Source organism: Ectothiorhodospira haloalkaliphila ATCC 51935 (assembly GCF_000633935.1).
Classification (GTDB): Bacteria; Pseudomonadota; Gammaproteobacteria; order Ectothiorhodospirales; family Ectothiorhodospiraceae; genus Ectothiorhodospira; species Ectothiorhodospira haloalkaliphila.
Window position 1 is genome coordinate 698494 of record NZ_KK214996.1, and the last position, 17223, is coordinate 715716.

Here is a 17223-nt window from a genome sequence, read left to right on the forward strand (position 1 = left end):
TGGTTCATTCAACCGAATTGATTTTGCGAATCCCGATCTCACCCAACCAGCCGCCGCATTCCCGTATGTTCTTTGCCATTCCCTCACCCGGCCCGCATCACAGGTTCCCCTGGAACCAACTGCGCATGCGCGCCCAAACCGATTTCATGCCACCGCCACGCACTCCCTCACCGGTACGCTCCAGACGGCTTTCATGACCAAACAAAAGCAGCCCCACACCGGTGGAATGCACCGGGTTGCGAACCGCATCCACCAGCCCGGTCACGTAATGGGGCAACCCCAGCCGCACCGGCATGTGGAACACCTCTTCCGCCAGTTCGGCGACGCCCTCCATCTTCGAGGAACCCCCGGTGAGCACCACGCCGGCCGCCACCATCTCCTCGCAGCCGGAACGCCGCAGTTCCGACTGCACCAGGGACATCAGTTCCTCGTAGCGAGGCTCCACCACCCCGGCCAGTGTCTGGCGTGACAACCGACGCGGGGGACGATCCCCTACGCCCGGCACCTCGATGGTTTCCTCCGGGTCCGCCAGCTGACGCAGGGCGCAGGCGTACTTGATCTTCAAATCCTCGGCATACTGGGTGGGCGTACGCAGGGCCACGGCAATGTCGTTGGTCACCTGATCGCCGGCAATGGGGATCACCGCCGTGTGACGGATGGCCCCATCGGTGAACACGGCAATATCGGTGGTGCCGCCACCGATATCCACCAGGCACACCCCCAGCTCCTTCTCGTCCTCGGTGAGCACCGCGTAACTGGACGCCAGTTGCTCAAGGATGATGTCGTCCACCTCCAGGCCACAGCGACGGACGCACTTGATGATGTTCTGAGCCGCGGAGACGGCGCCCGTGACCAGATGCACCTTGGCCTCCAGCCGTACCCCGGACATGCCCACCGGCTCGCGAATACCCTCCTGCTCGTCGATGATGAATTCCTGGGGCAGCACATGCAGGATGCGCTGATCCGCCGGGATGGCCACCGCCCGGGCGGCATCGATCACACGTTCCACATCCGCCGGTGTCACCTCCTGGTCCTTGATGGCCACCACGCCGGTGGAGTTGAGACTCTTCACGTGGCTACCGGCGATGCCGGTGAACACCGAGTGGATCTGGCAGCCGGCCATCAACTCGGCCTCCTCGATGGCCCGCTGAATGGACTGCACGGTGGACTCGATATTGACCACCACACCCTTCTTGAGGCCCCGAGAGGGGTGCGAGCCGATACCGACGATCTCGATCTCTCCTTCATCGGAGATCTCGCCGACGATGGCCTCCACCTTGGAGGTCCCGATATCCAGGCCGACGATCATTCCCTTATCCGATCGCTTCGACATAAATCTTGCTCTCCCGTACCCGGACGTTCGCTGTCTGTCGCTGTTGCCTATTGGCCATAAACGTCTTCAAGTCATTCATTCCAATGCCTCCGCTGGCTCTCCCCAGGCGACGGCAATACCGTTGGTGTAACGCATGTCGATGCGCTTGATGGGCTCGTCCCGGTGCTCCGTCAAACGCGGATACATGCGCACCAGGCGATCCAGCCGGTCCGTATCCATGCCGCGCCCCATGACCACCTGACTGCCGTCCTGCAGACGAATCACCCAGGAGCGGCGGGCATCCTCCTGGAGCCCTTCCACTTCCAGGCCCACATCGGCGAGACGGGCCTGGACCGCCAGATACCGTTCCATGAGCGGCCGCTCCCGACCGTCGCGGCCCCACAGGGCGGGCAATCCCTCGGGCTGAGTCTCCACCGGGGGGTGGAAAAGCTCACCATACTGGTTGAGCAGGGCCGTCTCGCCCCAGCGGGCCACGGGCACCTGCTCATCCACCCGCACCACCAGGCGGTCCGGCCATTCCCGGCGCACGGAGACGCCATGCACCCAGGGCATCGCCTCCACCGCCCGCTCCACCGGCCGCAGGTCCAGACTGAAGAACCCGCCGCTGGCATAGGGCACCAGAGTCTCCGATACGGCCTGACGATCCAGGTACTGAAAGTCCCCCTCGATCACCACGCTGCGTACCGGCAGGGTCTCCGGATGCAGGAGTCGCTCCACGCCCTTGGTCACCAATGCCATCAGCAACACGGCCACCCCTCCCAGCCACACAAGGCGCAGGCCACGGCGCAGCCAGGGCCGGCGCCACCAGGGTGGTCGCGACAGATGACGCCGTGCCATGGTGCGTTTGCGCATGCGCACTGCATCACCGCCCTCCCGGCGTCAGGGTGGTGGCCAGGATGCGGACGACCAGGGCCTGGAAGTCCAGACCCGCCGCGCGTGCGGCCATGGGGACCAGACTGTGATCCGTCATGCCCGGCACGGTGTTCACCTCGATGAGCCAGGCGCCGCCCTGCCCATCCCGCATCAGGTCCACGCGGCCCCAGCCCTCGCCGGATACTGCATTGAAGGCATCCAGGGCCAGCCGCTGCAGACTCGCTTCCTCGTCAGCGGGCAACCCGCAGGGGCAGTGGTAGAGGGTATCGTCCGCTTGATACTTGGCCTCGTAGTCGTAGAACGACCGGGGCGTTTCCAGTCGGATCGGCGGCAGGGCCTGCCCATCCAGGATGGCGACGGTGTACTCGGCGCCACGCACCCAGTGTTCGGCAAACACCGGGCCGCCACAGCGGGCGGCCGTCTCCTGTGCCTGACCCAGTTCCTCCAGTTGTGAGACCTTGGTCATGCCAATGCTGGAGCCCTCCAGGGCGGGCTTGACGATCAGGGGCAGACCCAGAGCATCCACAACGGCGCGGGGGTCCGTGTCCTGCTCCAGCACCCGGAAGTCCGGCGTGGGCAGACCGGCGCCGCGCCACAGGCGTTTGGTCAGCAGCTTGTTCATCCCCAGGGCCGAGCCGGCCACGCCGCTGCCGGTGTAAGGCAGGCCCAGCACCTCCAGGGCACCCTGGATGAGGCCATCCTCTCCGCCCCGGCCGTGCAGGACGATGAAGGCCCTGTCGTATCGTTCCCGGGCCAGCACGTCCAGGATGTCGCGCCCCACATCCACGCCATGGGCGTCCACATCGGCGGCACGCAAGGCCTTGAGTACCTCGGCACCGCTGCGCAGCGACACCTCCCGCTCCGCGGACCAGCCGCCCATGAGGACCGCCACCTTGCCAAAGTCCGCCATGTTCGATTGATTCATGCCCGATCCTCCCGATGGGGTTCACCGACGATGCGAACCTCGGACTCCAGCGCCACACCGTAATGCGCCTGCACCACCTGCCGCACATGGCTCATCAGGGCCTCGATATCCCGGGCCCGGGCACCGCCGGTGTTGATGATGAAATTGGCATGCTTCTCCGACACCTGGGCGCCGCCGATGGCAAAACCCTTGAGCCCGCAGGCCTCGATCAGACGCGCCGCATGATCCCCGGGGGGGTTGCGGAACACCGAACCGCAGGAGGGCTGACCAATGGGCTGGGTCTCCCCGCGCCGGGCCAGCAGCTCCTTGATGTGCTGGCGGCTGCGAGTGCCATCACCGGCCTCGAACTGGAGTACGGCCTCCACGAACCAGGCCTCTCCCCGCCCTCGCACCGAGCGATACCCCACCTGGTATTCCGAGGGGTGGCGCCGCTCCATCCGCCCCTGGCGGTCGATGGTCAACACCTCCCGCACGTGGGACCAGGTGTCATCGCCCCAGGCCCCGGCATTCATGGCCAGAGCACCGCCCAGGGCACCGGGAATTCCGGCGAAGAACTCACCGCCCACCCGATCATGCTCGGCGCAGAAACGGGCCAGCTTGGCGCAGCTCACGCCGGCCCCGACCCGAATCCGCTGATCTTCCAATATCTCCAGGTCGTCCATGATGCCGCTGCACGCGATCACCGTGCCGCGCACGCCGCCGTCACGGACCAGCAGATTGCTGCCCAGTCCGACCCACATCAGGGGCTCGCCGGCACGCAGCCCGGACAGGAAGTGGCTCAGATCCTGCGCATCGGCAGGGCGATACCAGCGATCCGCAGGTCCGCCCACCCGCCACGAGGTGTGGCGCGCCATCAGCTCATTGATGCGCAGTTCGCCTCGCAGATGGCCGGTGCTCATTCCAACCCCCCTTGCACGCCCAGGGCCCGCGGCAGGCTGGCGGACAGGGCGCCCACATTGCCGGCGCCCTGAGTCAGCAGCACATCGCCATCCTCGAGAACGCCCTTGAGGGCATCCACCAGGCGTTCCGGGGCGTCCACAAAGACCGGATCCACCCGTCCACGCATGCGGATCGCTCGGGCCAGGGTGCGGCCATCGGCGCCCTGAATGGGCTCCTCGCCCGCCGGATAGACCTCCAGCAGCACCAGGGCATCGGGCTCGGACAGGGTCTCGGTAAAGTCCTCGAACAGGTCACGGGTGCGGGTGTAACGATGAGGCTGGAAGGCCAGCACCAGGCGGCGGTCCGGCCAGGCGGCGCGGGCGGCGGCCAGGGTCGCGGCCACCTCGGTGGGGTGATGACCATAATCATCCACCAGCAGCACCTGCCCGTTGGCGATCTGCAACTCACCATACACCTGGAAACGACGCCCGATACCCTGGAAACCCTGCAGGGCCCGCTGGATGGCCTCGTCACCGACCCCCAGTTCGTGGGCCACAGCCACGGCCGCCAGGGCGTTGAGCACGTTGTGACGCCCGGGCAGGTTCAGGGTGACCGGGAAGCCCGTATCCCGCCCCGGCAGATGCAAAAGGAAATGGGTACGGGTGCCATTGGCCTGCACCTGCGTGGCCCGCACATCGGCTGGATGCTCCACCCCGTAGGTGAGCATGGGGCGACCAATACGCTCGATCAGCTGGCGGATCTGGTCATCATCCACGCACAGCACCGCCAGACCATAGAAAGGCAGGTGATGCAGAAACTCCAGGAAGGCGTCCTTGAGCCGCGTGAAATCACCCTCATAGGTCGCCAGATGGTCCGCATCGATATTGGTGACCACGGAAATCATGGGCTGCAGGCACAGGAAGGAGGCGTCGCTCTCATCGGCCTCAGCCACCAGGTAACTGCCCTGCCCCAGCCGGGAATGGCTGGCGGTACTATTGAGGCGTCCACCGATGACGAAGGTGGGGTCCAGCCCCCCCTCGGCCAGCAGGCTGGCCACCAGGCTGGTGGTGGTGGTCTTGCCATGGGTGCCGGCCACGGCGATGCCATAGCGAAACCGCATCAGCTCGGCCAGCATCTCGGCCCGGGCCACCACCGGGATGCGGCGCTCACGGGCAGCACGCAGTTCCGGGTTGTCGGGACGAATGGCGCTGGAGACCACCAGCACGTCGGCACGGGCCATGTGGGCCGCATCATGGCCCCGGTACACATCCACACCCAGGTCTTCCAGGCGCCGGGTCACGGCATTCTCGGCCATGTCAGAGCCGCTGACCTGATACCCCAGGTTGGCCAGCACCTCGGCAATGCCGCCCATGCCCGAGCCACCGATACCCACGAAGTGAATACGGCGGATGCGGCGCATACCGATCATGGCAGTGGGTGCATTCATTGCCCGTCACCTCCTCGCGCCAGGGCCTGACAGGCCTCTGCCACCCGCCGGGTCGCCTCGGGATGGGCCAGGGAGCGGGCCTTCTCGGCCATGTCCTGCAGTCGCGGACGGGTCATCGCCCGCAGTCGCGCCGCCAGTTCTTCGGGATTGAATTCCGTTTGCGGCACCAACCAGGCCGCGCCAGGTTCGGCCAGATAGCGCCCATTGATGCGTTGATGGTCGTCCACCGCATGGGGATAGGGCACCAGCAGCGAGGCCACGCCAGCCGCCGCCAGCTCGGACACGGTCAGGGCACCGGATCGGCAGATGACCACGTCTGCCCAGGCATAGGCCTCGGCCATATCCTCGATGAAGGCGTCTACCCGGGCCTCCACATCGGCGGCCTGATAAGCCGCCCGGGCCTGCTCCACGGTACGCTCGCCCGCCTGATGCCGGATCAGGGGGCGTTCTTCCCGGGGCAGCCGCGCCACGGCTTCGGGCACACAGGTGTTCAGGGCCAGGGCCCCCAGGCTTCCCCCCACCACCAGCAGGCGCAGCCGGCCTTCCCGACCGGCCATGCGCTGGGCGGGAGCCGGCAGATGCAGGATCTGTTCGCGCACCGGGTTGCCCACGGTCACTGCCTCGTGACGGGCGGCGAAGGTATCGGGAAACGCCTCCAGTACCAGATCAGCGGGACCTGCCAACCAGCGATTGGTCAGACCCGCCACCGCATTCTGTTCATGGATCACCAGGGGTCGGCCCAGGGCCGCAGCCATCAACCCACCCGGGCCGGAGGCGAAACCGCCCAACCCCAGTACGGCACGAGGCTTGATGCGCATGAGCAGGGCAAGGGCGGCCCAGAGCGCCACACCCACACGCCAGGGGGCCAGCAACCAGGTGCCCACCCCCTTGCCGCGCAAACCGCTCACCGGCAGCGTGTGAAAGGGGATGCCAGCCTCGGGCACCAGCCGGGCCTCCAGGCCACGCGCCGTACCCAGCCAGCAGACCTCTTCCCCCTGGGCCTGAAGATGGGCTGCCACCGCCAGCCCCGGGAAGACATGTCCACCGGTGCCCCCGGCCATGATGAGGATGGGACGCTGGCTCATGCGTTGGCCTCCGCTCGGACCTTGCGCCGAGGGCTGCGGCGACGCCAGCCTCCGCTTTCCACGGTTTCCCGATGCACCCGTGCCAGCAGTCCCATGGCGGCGCAGGTCACCAGCATGGAACTGCCTCCATAGCTCATCAGAGGCAAGGTCAAACCCTTGGTAGGCAACAGTCCCATGTTCACTCCCATGTTGATGAAGGCCTGCAGACCGATCCAGATGCCAATGCCGTAGGCCAGGAAGGCCCCGAACCGATGGCCAACCGCCTCGGCCGCCTGGCCGATGGCGAAACTGCGCCAGACCAGGAAAACGAACAGTCCCACCACCACGCAGACCCCCACCAGGCCCAGTTCCTCGGCCATGACCGCAAACAGGAAGTCATTGTGGGCCTCGGGCAGGTAGAACAGCTTCTGCACGCTGCCCCCCAGCCCCACGCCGAACCAGGAACCACTGCCGATGGCAATCAGCGACTGGGTGAGCTGGAAGCCGGTGTTGAAGGGATCGGTCCAGGGATCCATGAAGCCGGTGAGGCGAGCGATTCGATAAGGAGTCTGTATGGCCAGATAGGCCATGGCACTGCTCACCACGCCGAGCAGCAGCACGAACTGCCAAAGACGGGCCCCGCCCAGAAAGAGCATGCCCAGACCGATGGCCAGCAACACCACCGCGGCCCCGAAATCCGGCTGCATCAGCAGCGGTATGGTGGCCAGCCCCAGCAACATCAGGGGTTTGACAAAGCCCATCATGCTCTCGCGCACCTGGCGTCCATGGCGCACCAGGTATCCCGCCAGATAGACCGTCACCAGCAGCTTGACCACCTCGGACACCTGCAGGTTGAAAAGGCCCAGAGAGATCCAGCGGGTGGAGCCATTCACTGTCTTGCCCACGCCGGGGAGCAGCACCGCCACCAGCAGGACATACACCAGCACCAGCACCAGCAAACCTGCCTGCTCCCAGTAGGCCAGGCGCAGGGAGTACAGGGCCCAGGCGGCCACCAGCCCCAGCGCCACGAAGACCACCTGCCGCTGCAGGAAATAGAAGGGCTCGGCCATGCCTACGGAGGCAGATGCCACCATGATCAACCCAAGCGACAAGAGGGCCAGCACCACCAGGGCCAGACCCACATCGACCCGCTGGTGAATCTCCACCGTCAGGCGGGTGCCTGCATCGCGACTTGCCTGGAGATCCAGCATCTTCATGACACCAGCCTCCGTACCGCCGCCTCAAAGACCTCGCCCCGGTGCTCGTAGCCCCGGAACATGTCGAAGCTGGCACAGGCCGGCGAGAGCAGCACGCTGTCCTTGCGGCGCGCCAGACGCGCCGCCTCATCGACCGCCTGATTCAGGTCCCGAGCCCGCACCACCGGCACCACACCCCCCAGGGCCTGTTCGATGACACCGGCATCCTGCCCCAGAAGCACCACCGCCCGGGCCTTTTGCTGGGCTACCTGTCGCAGCGGAGTAAAGTCCTGGCCCTTGCCCTGCCCCCCGGCGATCAGCACCACGCGACCGGGCAAACCGGTCAGGGCCGCCAGCGTGGAGCCCAGGTTGGTCCCCTTGGAGTCGTTGTACCAGTTCACGCCTCGGAAGGTGGTCAGCCACTGGCACCGATGGGGCAGGCCCGTGAAATCCCCCAGGGCCACGATACTGGTCTCCAGGGGCAGGCCAATGGCATCGGCCAGGGCCAGTGCCGCCAGGGCATTGGCGATGTTGTGGCTGCCGGCCAGCCGAAGCGTGGATTCCGCCACCAGGGTCTGCTCCCCCCGGGACAGCCATTGCACACCGCTGCGAACATGCAGACCGAACTGCCCCTTTTCGGGAGCGTCCAGACCAAAACTCACCGGAGTCACCTCCGGATGCATGGCACTGACCACCGGGTCGTCCCGGTTGATCACCGCGGCCCTGGCCCGCTGATAGATCCGGGCCTTGGCCCGGGCATAGTCATCCAGGTCGTGATAGCGATCCAGGTGGTCCGCCGAAACATTGAGCACCACCGCCGCGGCGCAGGCCAGGGAATGGGTGGTCTCCAGCTGGAAACTGGACAACTCCAGCACATACAGGTCCGGCTCCGGATCGCTGAGCAGGTCCAGGGCCGGCGGGCCGAGGTTGCCACCCACGGCCACCCGGCGACCGGTGGCCCGGGCCATCTCTCCCAGCAGGGTGGTCACGGTGCTCTTGCCGTTGGAGCCGGTGATGGCCACTACCGGGGCCGTGGCAGCCTGGGCGAACAGTTCGATGTCCCCCTCCACCCGGGCACCTGCCGCCACGGCGGCACGCACCGCAGGTTCCTGCACGCTGACGCCGGGGCTCACCACCAGACGATCAAAACCCGCGAACAGCTCGGGATCAAAGCGGCCGCAGTGCAGGGAAACCTCCGGAGCCAGCACCCTGAGGGCCTCGGCACCGGGGGGAGTCTCGCGGGAATCGGCCACGCAGAAGGACTCGCCGCGGGCGGTCAGATGCCGCGCCACGGAAAGCCCTGTGCTGCCCAGTCCCACGATCAAGGTATTCATGTTCGTCGTCACATCCACACCGCTGTCAGCGGATCTTGAGGGTGGCCAGGCCAATGAGCACCAGCACCACGGTGATGATCCAGAAACGGACAATCACCCTGGGTTCCGGCCACCCCTTGAGTTCAAAATGATGATGCAGCGGCGCCATCCGGAAGATGCGCCGCCCCGTCAGCTTGTAGGAGACCACCTGCAGGATCACCGACAGGGTCTCGATCACGAACACCCCACCCATGATCACCAGCACGACCTCCTGGCGGGTGGTCACCGCCAGCACACCCAGGGCCGCCCCCAAAGCCAGGGCGCCCACATCGCCCATGAAGACCTGCGCCGGATAGGCGTTGAACCACAAAAAGCCCATGCCGGCCCCCACCAGAGCGGCAGAGAACACCACCAGATCCCCCACGCCCGGTACGTAGGGAATGCCCAGGTAGTCGGCGAAGATGGCATGGCCGGAGACGTAGGCAAACACGCCCAGGGCGCCGGCCACCAGCACACAGGGCATGATGGCCAGGCCGTCCAGGCCGTCGGTGAGGTTCACCGCGTTGCTCGAGCCCACGATCACCAGCCAGGTGAGGGGGATGAACCACAAACCCAGTTCGATGGCCACGTCCTTGAAGACGGGCATGATCAGGGTGGTCTCGATAGGCGTCTGCGCCGTGTAGAAGAGCAGGAAGGCCGTGGCAAAGGCCACCACCGACTGCCAGAAGAATTTCTTGCGGGCCGAAAGGCCCTGGCTGTTGCCGTAACGAAGCTTCAAGTAATCGTCGATCCCGCCGATTAAACCGAACAGGAGGGTGACGATGAGCACGATCCAGACAAACCGATTCCCCAGATCACTCCACAGCAGGGTACTGACGGCCACGGCCACCAGGATCAGTGCACCCCCCATGGTGGGCGTACCCGCCTTGCCCAGGTGGGTCTGGGGGCCATCGTCACGAATGTGCTGGCCAATCTTGTACAGGGTGAGGCGCTTGATCATGGTGGGGCCCACCCAGAAGGCGATCAACAGCGCCGTGAGCACGCCCAGAATGGCGCGCAGGGTCAGGTACTGGAAGACACTCAGTGCCGTGTAGTACTGGCTGAGATACTCAAACAGAATGAGCAGCATGCTCTTGGCTCTCCGATTGTTCCTGTTGCCGCTCATCCGGCGTGATCAATGCTTCCACCACTCGCTCCATACGTTGCCCCCGCGACCCCTTGACCAGAAGGGTTCCGTTCTTGGGCAAGAGGGTGTCCAGGGCGCGGATCAGGGCCTCCTGATCCTTGAAATGAAGGGCACGTTCTCCAAAACCTTCCACCGCATGCCGACACAGCGGGCCCACCGCCAGCAGTCGGTCCACCCCCCTGGCAGCGGCATATTCACCCGTCTGCCGGTGCAGGGCCGGACCATCGTCCCCCAACTCCCCCATGTCGCCGAGCACCAGGATCCGGGGCCCCGGCTCGTCCAGCAGCATGTCCACGGCGGCCCGCGTGGAGGCGGGATTGGCGTTGTAACTGTCATCGATGATGTTCAGGCCGTCGCGCCCTTTGCGCCGCATCAATCGACCGGGCACCGGTGCCAGGGAGCTCAGCCCGGCGGCGATGGTCTCAAGGTCAAGCGCCAGGGCCAGGGACGCAGCGGCCGCCGCGGCCGCATTGAGACGGTTATGGGCACCCGGCAGCGCCAGGTTCACGGGCAGGCACACGCCTTCATGACGAACCCATGCAACGCCATCGGCCCCCTGCCCCACCTGTACCTGTGCCCGTTCACTGGTGCCAAACAGCAGTGTGCGACGCCCCGTATTCAGGCTTTCCCAGAACTGCGCATAGGGATCATCGGCGTTGATCACCGCCACCCCGTCGGGGCCCAGTCCCTGGAAGATCTCGCCCTTGGCCCGTGCCACGCCTTCCAGACTTCCGAACCCCTCCAGGTGCGCCGGACCGGCATTGGTGATCAGCGCCACCTGAGGCCCCGCCAGGGCTGTGAGGTTCGCGATCTCCCCGGCATGATTGGCCCCCATCTCGATCACCGCAAACCGATGCTCCGTGGACAGCCCCAGCAATGTCAGGGGCACGCCGATATCGTTGTTCAGGTTGCCGCGGGTGGCGAGAGTACTCCCCGCCTGCTGCAGGATGGCGGCGAGCATCTCCTTGACGGTGGTCTTGCCATTACTGCCGGTCAGGCCCACCACCCGGGCCGGGCAGCGACGACGCCAGCCTGCGGCCAGGGCGCCCAGGGCCTGGCGGGTATCCTTCACCAGGATCCGGGGATGCCCGGATGCCACGGGACGACTCACCATCACGGCAGCGGCCGGCAAGGCGGCATGGATGAACTCATGGGCATCGAAACGCGGCCCCTGCAAGGCCACGAATAACGACCCCTCCGATACCTGGCGGCTGTGAGTGGAGACGCCCGTGACCATGACGTCATCGCCGCTTGGGCTGCCGTGACACAGGCTCGCTGCTTCCTGAAGGGAAAGCCGCATCATGCGCCACCCCCTGTCAGGGCCAACGCCAGTTGCCGGTCGCTGAAGGGCCGGACCTCGGTGCCCACCGTCTGGCCGGTTTCGTGGCCCTTGCCGGCCACCAGGACCATGTCCCGGGATCCAGCCTGCATGAAGGCATGGCGGATTGCCGCATCCCGGTCCGCCTCGATGCGTACGGCATCTGCGCGCGCGAACCCTCGGCTCACCTCCGCGATGATGGCCATGGGGTCCTCCCGCCGCGGGTTGTCGCTGGTGAGGATCACATGATCGGCATACCGTTCGGCCACCCTGGCCATGAGCGGCCGCTTGCCCCGGTCGCGGTTCCCCCCGCAACCGAAAACGCACCACAGACGTCCAGCGCAGTGGGCGCGTGCCGCTTGCAGTGCCTGGGCCAGGGCCTCGGGGGTGTGAGCGTAGTCCACCACCAGAGTCGGCCCCCGGCTGCCCCGAAAACACTCCATGCGCCCGGGGATGACCGGACTGCGTGACAGGCGTTCCAGGGCATCGGAGAGGGTGACGTCCAGGGTGAGCAATGCGCCCAGGGCGGCAAGCAGATTCAGCACGTTGAACCGGCCCAGCAAGCGGGTTTCCAGTTCCCCGTCGCCCCAGGGGGTGTGCACCCGACAACGCACGCCCTCGGGTCCGAAGTGCAGGTCCGAGGCATGCAGGTGATCACGCCCACCCGGGTCGGCGCGCAAGCCATAGCCGAGTATCTGCACATGATCTTCAATGCGACCGACCAGCATCTGACCGAAGGGATCATCCAGATTGAGAACGGCCGTCTTCAGACCCGGCCATTCGAACAGTCTGGCCTTGGCCTCGCCGTAAGCGGCGGCGGTGGCGTGGTAGTCCAGGTGGTCGTGGCCCAGGTTGGTCAGGATGGCCAGGTCAAAATCCACGCCCGCCACCCGGGACTGGGCCAGGGCATGGGAGGAGACTTCCATCACCACCCGGCGAACACCCTGGGCAGTCATCTCGGCCAAGCGCCCTTGCAGGGTGACCGGATCGGGCGTGGTCAGCCCCGGATCCCGCAACTCGCCCCAGCGACCGTAGCCCAGTGTCCCCAGGACGCCGCAGGGGGCGCTCTCGCTATCCAGCGCGGCAGCCAGGATCTGCGATACCGAGGTCTTGCCATCCGTGCCGGTCACCCCGACCACCTTCATGGACCGACTGGGATGACCATGAAAACGCGCTGCCACCTGCCCCAGGTACTGGCGAAGGTCCGGCGCCTCAATATAAGAGACCTCTTCTCCCAGGTCAGGAGGACTGACCCCCTTGAGGGGTTCCCAGACCACCGCCGCCACGCCCCGGCGGACGGCCTCGCTGGCATGCGTCAGGCCATGATGATCATGGCCTGCCAAGGCAAAAAAGACTTCGCCGGGTTGAGCCCGGCGACTGTCAAGACACAGGCCGCTGATTTCTCGATCCCGTTCCACGGGCACGCTCACATGCGGACTCAGAAGGTCCGAGAGGCGGCAGGCTTGAGTGGAGGAGCGACGCGTATTCATGCGGGATTGCCCTGTCCGGGGCCGGAGACTGAACGCAACGCGGGCAGATCATCCGGCGGGATGTCCATCAAACGCAGGGCGCCCCGCATGACATTGGAAAACACAGGTGCTGCCACCTGCCCACCGTAATACTGATCACCGCTGGGCTCATCCACCATCACCACCATCACCAGGCGGGGGTTGCTGGCCGGTGCCATGCCGGCGAACAGGGACAGATACCGCCCCTCGGTGTAACCGCCGGCACCGGACTTGCGCACGGTCCCGGTCTTGCCCGCCACCCGATAGCCCTCCACGCGGGCGCGCACACCCGTGCCACCCGGCTCCACCGAAGCCTCCAGCATGTCCACCAGAGTGCGGGCCGTGCTGGCATGCATGACCTGCTCTCCGGGCCGGACTTCCTGGGATTGCACGAAGCGGGGCGCGGGCATCACCCCATCGTTGGCGATGGCGGCATAGGCCTGGGCCAGTTGCAGCATGGACACGGACACACCGTAGCCAAAGGCCAGAGTGGCGCGATCCACTTCCCGCCAGTAGAGAAAATCGCGCAGGGTGCCGCCTGCCTCCCCGGGAAAACCGCTGCCGGTGGCCCGACCAAAGCCCAACTGGAAGAAGGTTTCCCACAACGCCTGGGGCTCGATGGCCATGGCCAGCTTGCTGGCGCCGACATTGGAGGACTTGACCAGCAGGGTGGACAAATCGATCAGACCATAATTGCGGATATCGCGGATGGTGTGTCGTCCCACGCGCAAAGTGCCGGGGCTGGTTTCCAGCAGGGTTTCCGGCTGAAACTGGCCAGACTCCAGGGCAGCGGCCACGGTAAAGGGCTTGATGGTGGAACCGGGCTCGATCAGATCCGTGACGGCCCGGTTACGAAACCGGTCCCCCTGGAGGGTCTCCCGGTTGTTCGGGTTGTAGGAGGGTTGATTGACCATGGCCAGCACGTCGCCGTTTCGGGCGTCGAGGATCACGGCCGATCCCGCCCGCGCCCCGTGGGCACTGACCGCGGCCTTGAGTTCCCGATAAGCCAGGTATTGCAGGCGCTGATCGATGGTGAGGCGAAGATCCTGTCCGTGGCTTGCGGGCCGGATGTTTTCCACGTCCCGGATCACTCGCCCAAGGCGATCACGAAGCACCCGCTTGGCCCCGGGCTCACCCGTGAGCCAGGCGTTGTAGCCCAGTTCGATGCCCTCCTGACCATGATCATCGATGTTGGTGAAGCCCAGCACGTGGGAAGCCACCTCGCCCATGGGGTAATAGCGGCGGTATTCACGCTGCAACCCCACGCCCGGCACACCCAGTGCAGACACGCGTGCCCCCACCTCGGGGGTGACGTGCCGGCGCAGGTAGACGAATTCACGCCCGGCCCGATCCGACACTCTTCGATAAAGAGCGGTCGGGTCCACACCCAGGACCTGGGCCACCTCATGCAGGCGCTGTGGTTCTTCCAGGACCTCCTGGGGATTGGCCCACACGGTATCCACGGGTGTACTCACCGCCATGGGCTCGCCCTGGCGGTCCATGATCATGCCCCGATGAGCCGGCAGGGCGACCACGCGCAGATGCCGGGCATCCCCTTCACCGCGCAGGAAGTCCTGCTGCACCACCTGCAGGTCCACGCCCCGGACGAGCACGGCTGAAAAGGCGAGCACAAGGGCGCCCAGCACGACAAGGCGCCGCCAGCGGGATACCCCTGTGGTTTCTTCTTTCATCGTCACTCCAGCAGGATCACGGTGGTGCGGCTATCGGGCAGGCGCATGTCCAGCCGCTGACTCGCTGCATCTTCGATCCGTCCATGGGTGGCCCAGGTACTCTGCTCCAACTGCAACTTCCCCCACTCGATATTCAACTCGTCCCTCAGGTTCACCTCCCTTTGCAACTCCATGAACAGCAGGCGGCTCTGGTGCTTGCTGTGGATCACGGCCAGGGCACTGGCCATCACCGCCACGAACAGCACACCGATACCGGCCAGTTGCCAATTCATGACAGGCGCTCGGCAACGCGCAGCACAGCACTGCGAGCGCGAGGATTGACCGCAAGCTCGGCCTCACCAGCCCGCTGGGCCTTGCCTATGTGGCGCAGCGTGCGGCCTGGCGGCAGATCACGCACCGGCAAGTCACGGGGCACGGGCTCACCTTCCACCTGACGTCGGATGAAACGTTTGACCCGCCGATCCTCCAGGGAATGAAAACTGATCACCGCCAGGCGACCGCCGGGCGCCAGCACCCGAGAAATCTGGGCCAGGCATGCATCCAGGGACTCCAGTTCCTGATTCACGTGCAGCCGAATGGCCTGAAAGCTGCGCGTTGCCGGGTGCTTGTGACGCTCGTGCCGCGGCACGGCCTCACTGATCAGTTCCGCCAGGCGACCGGTGCGCTCCACAGGCGCTTCCTCACGGGCCTCCACCAGGCGCCGGGCGATACGACGGGCGAAGCGCTCCTCGCCCAGTTCCCGCAGGACCTTGGCGATTTCCCCCTCACCGGCATGCGCCAGCCATTGGGCCGCCGATTCACCCCGGTCCGGGTCCATGCGCATGTCCAGAGGGCCATCATTCATGAAACTGAAACCCCTTGTTGCATCGTCCAGCTGGGGCGAAGAGACCCCCAGATCCAGGAGCAACCCCCGCACTTGGCCCATGACGGCGCACCCCTCCAGCAGAGCGGACAGATCGGCGAATGAACCGCGAAGGAACTGAAAACGCGGCTCGTCACCAAAGCGCCGGCTGGCCACCGCCTGCGCCTGCGGATCCTGATCCAGGGCGATCAGCCGCCCCTCCGGCCCCAGGCGCTCGAGGATGGCCGCACTGTGACCACCGCGCCCGAAGGTGGCGTCCACATAGATACCGTCTTCCTGCACCGCAAGCCCCGCCAGGGCCTCTTCCAGCAACACCGGTCGATGCGTGTCGGGCGCGGATGCCCCCCCATCAAAGGACGAGGGACTCAAGGGTCGAGCTGGGATCACCATCTTCATCTTCTTCCTGCAACCAGGCATCCCGGCTACGTGTCCAGGCATCCTCGTCCCATAATTCGAATTTCTTGCCTTGCCCCACCAGCACGGCCCGCTTGTCCAGACCGGCATAGTCGCGCAAGGGCGTTGGAAGCAGGATGCGCCCCTGCCCGTCCAGCTCGCATTCAGTGGCATGACCCACGAGCAGACGCTGCATGCGGCGCGTCTTGCGATCCATATTGGGGCGGGAGACGAGGGCCTCTTCGATCCGTTCCCACACGGGCAACGGATACACCAGGAGGCAGCCATCACGATCAATGGTGATCACCAGACGGCCCTGACAGGACTCCATCAGACGCTCGCGATACCGTGCCGGCATCGCCATGCGCCCCTTGGCATCCAGATTCAGGTTGGTGATACCTCTAAACACGACAGCCCGGGCCCTCTGTATCGCCACCGGCAGGGGTGGCGATGGAGTCACGGGAACACATCGGCCGATGCCCGGAAGCACGACCCGATACCACCCATCCCCACGTTTCCCCACTTTTCGACACTATAGGTAGGGCCTCGCTGGGGTGTCAAGGGAAAAGCCGGAAGCAGCCATGAAGATTTATACTTACGTCACAAATACTTACAAAAACCTTCACGGGTGGGATAACGGAAACCAGAGCCTGCAGAAAGGGTTTCACCAATAGTCAGTTGGTTGCGGAATACTTCTGAAAAAAGAATACGGAATAGGCTCCATGAGCTTGGCTCACCGAGCTTTTTTCTCACCAAGGGGTAGCGGGGGAAAAGTGGGGGCCGGGAGGCCCCCGGAGGGAAAACAAGGGGAGTCGGCCGGTAAGCCGGGTTCTGTCGTGGACAATCATTCCTCTGGGGCGCGCGTCACCACGCGCCTCTAGCAGCCTACCCGGGTGCAGTGCGGGCCACACCAACGCACCCCTATTTGGCCTTGCTCCGGACGGGGTTTACCCTGCCGCGGCGTGTTGCCACCCGCGCGGTGCGCTCTTACCGCACCATTTCAACCTTACCTGTGTCCGTGCCCGAAGGCCGAGGACCATCGGCGGTATATTTTCTGTGGCACTTTCCGTCGGCTCGCGCCGCCCAGGCGTTACCTGGCGCCCTGCCCTGTGGAGCCCGGACTTTCCTCTGCGGCGTGGGGTCCGCAGCGACTGTCTGGCCAACTCCAGGGAACATAATACTGTAAATTTCGATAGTTTCAAGAGCGGCCGCCATCCTTTTTTTCACTCACCGCC

At 65.5% G+C, this 17223-nt stretch carries 15 protein-coding genes and 1 other RNA gene; all 16 read right to left on the reverse strand.

Annotated elements, in window-relative coordinates:
* Positions 1-97: 97 nt before the first annotated feature.
* Positions 98-1333 (reverse strand): cell division protein FtsA, encoded by a 1236-nt coding sequence (gene ftsA / locus ECTHA_RS0105130; protein WP_025280615.1) that lies wholly within the window; start codon positions 1331-1333, stop codon positions 98-100.
* Positions 1334-1408: 75 nt separating this feature from the next.
* Entirely contained in the window at positions 1409-2185 is a 777-nt protein-coding gene (locus ECTHA_RS0105135; protein WP_051582580.1) for a cell division protein FtsQ/DivIB, read from the reverse strand.
* A 10-nt stretch (positions 2186-2195) separates the two neighbouring features.
* Positions 2196-3131, reverse strand: a complete 936-nt coding sequence (locus ECTHA_RS0105140; RefSeq protein WP_025280613.1) for a D-alanine--D-alanine ligase — start codon at positions 3129-3131, stop codon at positions 2196-2198.
* Positions 3128-4030, reverse strand: a complete 903-nt coding sequence (gene murB / locus ECTHA_RS0105145; protein ID WP_025280612.1) for a UDP-N-acetylmuramate dehydrogenase — start codon at positions 4028-4030, stop codon at positions 3128-3130. Before murB ends, ECTHA_RS0105140 begins: the two co-directional genes overlap by 4 nt.
* Positions 4027-5457, reverse strand: coding sequence for a UDP-N-acetylmuramate--L-alanine ligase (gene murC / locus ECTHA_RS0105150; RefSeq protein ID WP_025280611.1), 1431 nt, complete (start codon positions 5455-5457; stop codon positions 4027-4029). The genes murB and murC overlap by 4 nt, the downstream gene beginning before the upstream one ends.
* On the reverse strand, positions 5454-6542 hold the full coding sequence (murG, locus tag ECTHA_RS0105155; RefSeq protein WP_025280610.1) for an undecaprenyldiphospho-muramoylpentapeptide beta-N-acetylglucosaminyltransferase: 1089 nt from the start codon (positions 6540-6542) through the stop codon (positions 5454-5456). The genes murC and murG overlap by 4 nt, the downstream gene beginning before the upstream one ends.
* A complete protein-coding gene (gene ftsW, locus ECTHA_RS17150; protein ID WP_025280609.1) occupies positions 6539-7738 on the reverse strand; it encodes a putative lipid II flippase FtsW in 1200 nt (399 codons plus the stop codon). Before ftsW ends, murG begins: the two co-directional genes overlap by 4 nt.
* Positions 7735-9051, reverse strand: a complete 1317-nt coding sequence (gene murD / locus ECTHA_RS0105165; RefSeq protein ID WP_029762225.1) for a UDP-N-acetylmuramoyl-L-alanine--D-glutamate ligase — start codon at positions 9049-9051, stop codon at positions 7735-7737. The genes ftsW and murD overlap by 4 nt, the downstream gene beginning before the upstream one ends.
* A 25-nt stretch (positions 9052-9076) precedes the next feature.
* Positions 9077-10159 (reverse strand): phospho-N-acetylmuramoyl-pentapeptide-transferase, encoded by a 1083-nt coding sequence (gene mraY / locus ECTHA_RS0105170; RefSeq protein WP_025280607.1) that lies wholly within the window; start codon positions 10157-10159, stop codon positions 9077-9079.
* Positions 10140-11519: a UDP-N-acetylmuramoyl-tripeptide--D-alanyl-D-alanine ligase gene (locus tag ECTHA_RS0105175; RefSeq protein ID WP_025280606.1), complete on the reverse strand. Its 1380-nt coding sequence runs from the start codon at positions 11517-11519 to the stop codon at positions 10140-10142. Before ECTHA_RS0105175 ends, mraY begins: the two co-directional genes overlap by 20 nt.
* On the reverse strand, positions 11516-13024 hold the full coding sequence (locus tag ECTHA_RS0105180; RefSeq protein WP_035369155.1) for a UDP-N-acetylmuramoyl-L-alanyl-D-glutamate--2,6-diaminopimelate ligase: 1509 nt from the start codon (positions 13022-13024) through the stop codon (positions 11516-11518). The genes ECTHA_RS0105175 and ECTHA_RS0105180 overlap by 4 nt, the downstream gene beginning before the upstream one ends.
* Positions 13021-14733 carry a peptidoglycan D,D-transpeptidase FtsI family protein gene (locus ECTHA_RS0105185; RefSeq protein ID WP_025280605.1) on the reverse strand — a complete coding sequence of 571 codons (1713 nt, stop codon included), beginning with the start codon at positions 14731-14733 and terminating at the stop codon, positions 13021-13023. Before ECTHA_RS0105185 ends, ECTHA_RS0105180 begins: the two co-directional genes overlap by 4 nt.
* 2 nt (positions 14734-14735) lie before the next feature.
* A complete protein-coding gene (gene ftsL / locus ECTHA_RS0105190; RefSeq protein WP_025280604.1) occupies positions 14736-15005 on the reverse strand; it encodes a cell division protein FtsL in 270 nt (89 codons plus the stop codon).
* Complete coding sequence (rsmH, locus tag ECTHA_RS0105195; protein WP_051582581.1) at positions 15002-15985, reverse strand: 16S rRNA (cytosine(1402)-N(4))-methyltransferase RsmH; 984 nt, start codon at positions 15983-15985, stop codon at positions 15002-15004. The genes ftsL and rsmH overlap by 4 nt, the downstream gene beginning before the upstream one ends.
* Positions 15945-16397 (reverse strand): division/cell wall cluster transcriptional repressor MraZ, encoded by a 453-nt coding sequence (gene mraZ, locus ECTHA_RS0105200; RefSeq protein WP_025280602.1) that lies wholly within the window; start codon positions 16395-16397, stop codon positions 15945-15947. The genes rsmH and mraZ overlap by 41 nt, the downstream gene beginning before the upstream one ends.
* Positions 16398-16792: 395 nt before the next feature.
* Positions 16793-17155: RNase P RNA component class A (gene rnpB / locus ECTHA_RS18910), an RNA gene on the reverse strand.
* Positions 17156-17223 lie beyond the last annotated feature (68 nt).

Bases quoted from the DNA above. Each gene is read 5' to 3' on its own strand.
- ECTHA_RS0105185 (WP_025280605.1), bottom strand. From the start codon at position 14,733: ATGAAAGAAGAAACCACAGGGGTATCCCGCTGGCGGCGCCTTGTCGTG.
- murB (WP_025280612.1), bottom strand. From the start codon at position 4,030: ATGAGCACCGGCCATCTGCGAGGCGAACTGCGCATCAATGAGCTGATG.
- mraY (WP_025280607.1), bottom strand. From the start codon at position 10,159: ATGCTGCTCATTCTGTTTGAGTATCTCAGCCAGTACTACACGGCACTG.
- ECTHA_RS0105180 (WP_035369155.1), bottom strand. From the start codon at position 13,024: ATGAATACGCGTCGCTCCTCCACTCAAGCCTGCCGCCTCTCGGACCTT.
- ECTHA_RS0105175 (WP_025280606.1), bottom strand. From the start codon at position 11,519: ATGATGCGGCTTTCCCTTCAGGAAGCAGCGAGCCTGTGTCACGGCAGC.
- ftsA (WP_025280615.1), bottom strand. From the start codon at position 1,333: ATGTCGAAGCGATCGGATAAGGGAATGATCGTCGGCCTGGATATCGGG.
- murD (WP_029762225.1), bottom strand. From the start codon at position 9,051: ATGAATACCTTGATCGTGGGACTGGGCAGCACAGGGCTTTCCGTGGCG.
- murG (WP_025280610.1), bottom strand. From the start codon at position 6,542: ATGAGCCAGCGTCCCATCCTCATCATGGCCGGGGGCACCGGTGGACAT.
- murC (WP_025280611.1), bottom strand. From the start codon at position 5,457: ATGAATGCACCCACTGCCATGATCGGTATGCGCCGCATCCGCCGTATT.
- rsmH (WP_051582581.1), bottom strand. From the start codon at position 15,985: ATGGTGATCCCAGCTCGACCCTTGAGTCCCTCGTCCTTTGATGGGGGG.
- ftsW (WP_025280609.1), bottom strand. From the start codon at position 7,738: ATGAAGATGCTGGATCTCCAGGCAAGTCGCGATGCAGGCACCCGCCTG.
- ECTHA_RS0105140 (WP_025280613.1), bottom strand. From the start codon at position 3,131: ATGAATCAATCGAACATGGCGGACTTTGGCAAGGTGGCGGTCCTCATG.
- ftsL (WP_025280604.1), bottom strand. From the start codon at position 15,005: ATGAATTGGCAACTGGCCGGTATCGGTGTGCTGTTCGTGGCGGTGATG.
- ECTHA_RS0105135 (WP_051582580.1), bottom strand. From the start codon at position 2,185: ATGCGCAAACGCACCATGGCACGGCGTCATCTGTCGCGACCACCCTGG.